The following is a 3,404-nucleotide window of genomic DNA, read 5'->3' as shown; positions in this document are numbered from 1 at the left end:
CCGCCGGAGCTGGTGGCGCGCTGGGCGCCGGGGCGGCGGATGGTCAACGCGTACGGTCCGACGGAGACGACGGTGTGCGCGACGATGAGCGCCCCGCTGTCGCCCGGGTCGGGCGTGCCGCCGATCGGGCGGCCGGTCGCGGGTTTTCGGGTGTACGTGCTGGACGAGCGGCTGCGCCCGGTACCGCCGGGCGTCGCGGGGGAGTTGTACGTCGCGGGGCCGGGGCTGGCGCGCGGGTATCTGAATCGGCCGGGCCTGACGGCGGGTCGGTTCGTCGCCTGTCCGTTCGGGGCGGGTGGTGACCGGATGTACCGTACCGGGGACGTGGTGCGCCGCCGGGCCGACGGGGAGTTGGAGTACGTCGGCCGGGCCGACGAGCAGGTGAAGGTGCGCGGCTTCCGGGTCGAGCCGGGCGAGGTCGAGGCGGCCCTGAGCGCGCATCCCGCCGTTGCCCGGGCCGCCGTCGTGGCCCGGGACGACCGGCTCGTCGGCTACGTGGCTCCGCGCCCGGGCGCCGACGCGCGTCCGGCGGAACTGGCGGCGTACCTGCGCGAGCGGTTGCCGGAGTACCTGGTGCCGTCGGTGTTCGTGGTGCTGGCGGCGTTGCCGTTGACGCCGAACGGGAAGTTGGACCGGGCGGCTCTGCCGGTGCCGGAGGCGGGCGTCGTCGGGGTCGGCCGGGCGGCGCGGACGCCGCAGGAGCAGATCCTGTGCGAGCTGTTCGCCGAGGTGCTCGGCGTGTCCGGGGTCGGGGTTGACGACGACTTCTTCGACCTGGGCGGGCACTCCCTGCTCGCCACCCGGCTGGCCGCACGGGTGCGCTCGGTGCTCGGTGTGGAGCTGGGGCTGCGCGCGCTCTTCCAGGCGCCCACCGTGGCGGGCCTGGCCGAGGTGCTGGCCGGGGCGGGCCACGCCCGCCCGGCGCTGGCCGTGCACGAGCGGCCGGACCCGGTACCGCTGTCCTTCGCCCAGCGCCGGCTCTGGTTCCTGCACCGGATGGACGCCGCCGCCGCGACCTACCACATCCCGCTGGCGCTTCACCTGACCGGCGCGCTCGACCGGGCGGCGCTGGACGAGGCGCTGGCCGACGTGGTGGCCCGGCACGAGAGCCTGCGGACGGTCTTCCCGGAGCTCGACGGCGTGCCCTGCCAGCGCGTCCTGGACCCGGCCGCGGCCCGGCCCCGGACCGGGCTGACCGAGGTGTCAAAGAGCGAACTGTTCGATCGGCTCGCCGAGTTCGCCCGGCAGCCCTTCGACCTGGAGGCGGAACCGCCGCTGCGGTCCGGGCTGTTCGCGGTCGCGCCGGACGAGCACGTGCTGCTGCTGGTCATGCACCACATCGCCGGTGACGGCTGGTCCACCGGCCCGCTGGCCCGCGACCTGGCCGAGGCCTACGCCACCCGGAGCGAGGGGCAGGCGCCGGGCTGGGTGGACCTGCCGGTGCAGTACGCCGACTACACGCTGTGGCAGCGCGAGCTGCTCGGCGACGCCGCCGACCCGCAGAGCCGGTTCGCCGGGCAACTCGGCTACTGGAAGCGGCAGCTGTCCGACCTGCCCGAGCTGCTCCCGCTGCCCGTCGACCGGCCGAGGCCGGCCGTCGCCGGTTGGCAGGGGGACCACGTCGGGCTGGAGCTCGGCTCCGAACTGCACACCGCGCTGGCGGAGTTGGCCCGCAGTACCGGGACGAGTCTGTTCATGGTGCTGCAGGCGGCGTTGGCGGCGCTGTACACGCGGCTGGGGGCGGGGACGGACATTCCGATCGGCAGTCCGATCGCGGGCCGGACCGACGAGGCGCTGGACGAGCTGGTCGGGTTCTTCGTCAACACGCTGGTGCTGCGCACCGACACGAGCGGGGACCCGAGCTTCCTCGAACTGCTGGGCCGGGTACGGGAGACGGCGCTGGAGGCGTACGCGCACCAGGACGTGCCGTTCGAGCACCTGGTGGAGGTGCTGAACCCGTCCCGCTCGCTGTCCCACCACCCGCTGTTCCAGACGATCCTGGCCGTGCAGAACGCGCCGATGGGCCGGTTCTCGTTGCCCGGCCTGGAGGTGGGCACCTATGCGGTGGCCACCGGAACCGCCAAGTTCGACCTCGGGGTGAGCCTGGTCGAGCAGTTCGGTCCGGACGGGAGCCCGGACGGGATCGTCGGCGTGGTCGAGTACGCCACCGACCTGTTCGACCGCTCGACGGTCGAGGCCCTCGTGCGGCGCTGGACGCTCCTGCTGGAGGCGGTCACCGCCGATCCGGGCCGGTCGATCGGGGGGGTCGACCTCCTCGACTCCGACGAGCGGCACCGGTTGCTGGAGCGGGGCAACGCGACCGACCGCGAGGTGGGCGCGGTTCCGGTGCCGCAGGCGTTCGCGGCGCAGGTGGCGGCGACGCCGGACGCGGTCGCGCTGGTGTGTGGTGACGCGGAGTTGACGTACCGCGAGCTGAACTCCCGGGCGAACCGGTTCGCTCATGCGCTGATCGCTCGTGGGGTCGGTCCGGAGCAGGTCGTGGCGGTGGCGCTGCCGCGTTCGGTGGAGTCGGTGGTGGCGGTCCTGGGTGTGTTGAAGGCGGGTGCCGCGTATCTGCCGGTGGATCCGGCGTACCCGGCGGCGCGGATCGCGTACATGCTGGAGGACGCCTGCCCGGCGCTGGTGGTCGACGACTCGGCCATGGTGGTCGAGGGCGACTGGCCGGACACCGACCCTGGGGTCGTGCTCGATGTCCGGCATCCGGCGTACGTGATCTACACCTCGGGTTCGACGGGGCGTCCCAAGGGTGTCGTGGTCGCGCATGGTGGTGTGGCGAGTCTGGTGGCCGCGCAGATCGAGCGGTTCGCGATCGATCCCGGCAGTCGGGTGCTCCAGTTCGCCTCGCCCAGTTTCGACGCCTCGGTGTCGGAGATCTTCACCGCGCTGCTGTGCGGTGCGGCGCTGGTGCTGCCGCCGGCGGCGGAGCCGGTCGCCGCGCTGACCGACCCGGGCCTCGCGGTCACCCACGCGACCGTGCCCCCGTCCGTCCTGGCGGCCCTGCCGGAGGGCGCGGTGACGGTGTCAACGCTGGTGGTGGCGGGCGAGGCGTGCCCGCCGGAGCTGGTGGCCCGCTGGGCGCCCGGGCGCCGGATGGTCAACGCGTACGGCCCGACGGAGACGACGGTGTGCGCGACCATGAGCGACCCCCTGTCGCCCGGTTCGGGCGTGCCGCCGATCGGCCGACCGATCGCCAACGCACGGGTGTACGTGCTGGACGAGCGGCTGCGCCCGGTACCGCCCGGCGTGCCGGGGGAGCTGTACGTCGCGGGCGCGGGTCTGGCGCGGGGATATCTGAACCGGTCGGGTCTGACGGCGGGTCGGTTCGTCGCCTGCCCGTTCGAGGCGGGCGGGAGCCGCATGTACCGCACCGGCGACGTGGTCCG

1 protein-coding gene is annotated in these 3,404 nt (G+C 74.2%); it reads left to right on the top strand.

The window, feature by feature from the left end:
* The coding region (locus ABT015_RS37805; protein ID WP_350887862.1) for a non-ribosomal peptide synthetase at positions 1 to 3,404 on the top strand (3,404 nt) is incomplete at both ends.

It is taken from the genome of Kitasatospora sp. NPDC094016 (assembly GCF_040304045.1).
Taxonomy (GTDB): Bacteria; Actinomycetota; Actinomycetes; order Streptomycetales; family Streptomycetaceae; genus Kitasatospora.
This window is presented reverse-complemented; position numbering and strand designations above follow the sequence as displayed.